Below are 1,600 nucleotides of genomic sequence, written 5' to 3' on the forward strand. Positions count from 1 at the left end.
ATCTAAGCCAATCTCACACAGGACCAGCCCGGTCCAAAATCGACAATTCGAGCGACTCCGTTTTGCTCCGCGGACTTCACGAACGGCAAATCGGCCTCCAGCTTTTTGCACAAGCTTTGCTCGATGAATGGTTGACAATTCCCGGTCCAAAAGAAGTCGGACCCTTGCACGTTCTTCAACCCCTCCGCCTCCAAGCCAGCCTTCACATCGCTATCCTTGTATCCGGTCTTGACTACAATCATCAATTCACCCGCAATTTTGGGGAAAATGATGCCCGTGCTGCTACGATTTAGAACACTCCTCAAAGTGGCGGCTGAGAAGTCCGGGAAGTCTGGATCGCCTCGCCCGTGTGCTTGCCAGTACACAGAAACCCCGACTGCCGCGTCTAGGCCAACATCAAGTAGAAAAATGAACTCGGGAGGAAAGATGACATCTTTCCCCGAAACTCCTTGAACAAGGTACAGTTCAAAGCTTCTTGTAGGAGGGAGCTTCGCACCGAAATCGTCAAGCGCCTTCTGGGCAATGGCGCGACATCTTTTTTCCGGACTTTGCAGATCGTCTTTCACCTTTGCATGTGCGGCCCGCATCAGGTCGGCTTGTGTCGTTAGATGAACGGGCTCATTTCGGTCCATGGTTCTCTCCCTCATACCAGCATCAACTAATTGGGTGATTTCATAATATCTGGACTGACAAGTTTTGGCTGGGCGGTATACCGGGAACCCCTTGAGGACACCGCGCGGCTTCCATCAACTTCGTCATTAGCTAGTTGAATGTCAGTCAAATTGCGCAAAAACGACTTCAGCGCATGGTGACGGCAGCATAACGGCTCCAACCGCGGATGGCCAGTCAGTCCGTGCAGGCGCGCATCCGGCGATGCCGCACAGGCGGGCCGTAGACAATCAGGCAGGCAGAGAGGACGGTGATGAGAAGAAGTCATTCGGCACGGTTGCGCCGCTGATGTTCTCAAGGAGTCAAATATCTCGAGAAGGAGACTACCCTACGATGTCCGAGATGGGTTGGAACCGGACCGGCAACTTAATGCTTGAGCCGACCAAAACCCGACGGACGGTGAACGGTCCCAAAGCCAACGTCAGACAGCTCTACAATTGGTCATCGGCTGGACTTCCTGGAAGCTTTTCGGACTTTCTGGGTCGCACCTCAGATCGAATTGCGGGTGCTCATGGACAAAGCGGGATACTAGGTTCGGCCATTGAAGTAGGCTTGCGCATAGCCTGAAATCGGGCTGTCACGCGGATCGCGAAGATGGAGCGTTCGCAGTGACCCAACAGTTCTAGCGGGCCATTATCGAGATGCTGCTGGGTCTGGCAGCGGGTCGATTTCGTCGGTCGCTGATCAAACCAGCGATCCGAATGTTCAATCGAGGATGCGGCCGAAAAGGACTCTGCCATCCCGAGCAACTCAGGCGCACCAGCTGAGACATACTCATTCAGCGCATAAATTGCTACTGATAGAATGCGGCCACTGGTTGCGTAACACAGCAATTTGGCCTAGACTGCGTTGTCACGTGCACTAGCAGTCTGTCTGCAATTGGAGGACATTGCATATGGCTAAGAAAAAGCCGGTTGACACTTTATTGCAC

Annotated in this window: 1 protein-coding gene; it reads right to left on the reverse strand. The window is 53.3% G+C overall.

Annotation, left to right across the window (positions count from 1 at the left end; all coding sequences use genetic code 11):
* Nucleotides 1–2 precede the first annotated feature (2 nt).
* Nucleotides 3–632, reverse strand: a complete 630-nt coding sequence (locus tag EN780_RS33800; RefSeq protein ID WP_245493291.1) for a hypothetical protein — start codon at nucleotides 630–632, stop codon at nucleotides 3–5.
* Nucleotides 633–1,600: the final 968 nt, after the last annotated feature.

Source organism: Mesorhizobium sp. M4B.F.Ca.ET.089.01.1.1 (assembly GCF_004022605.1).
Lineage (GTDB): Bacteria > Pseudomonadota > Alphaproteobacteria > Rhizobiales > Rhizobiaceae > Mesorhizobium > Mesorhizobium abyssinicae.

Coding starts and splice junctions, on each gene's coding strand:
- EN780_RS33800 (WP_245493291.1), bottom strand. CDS start 632: ATGGACCGAAATGAGCCCGTTCATCTAACGACACAAGCCGACCTGATG.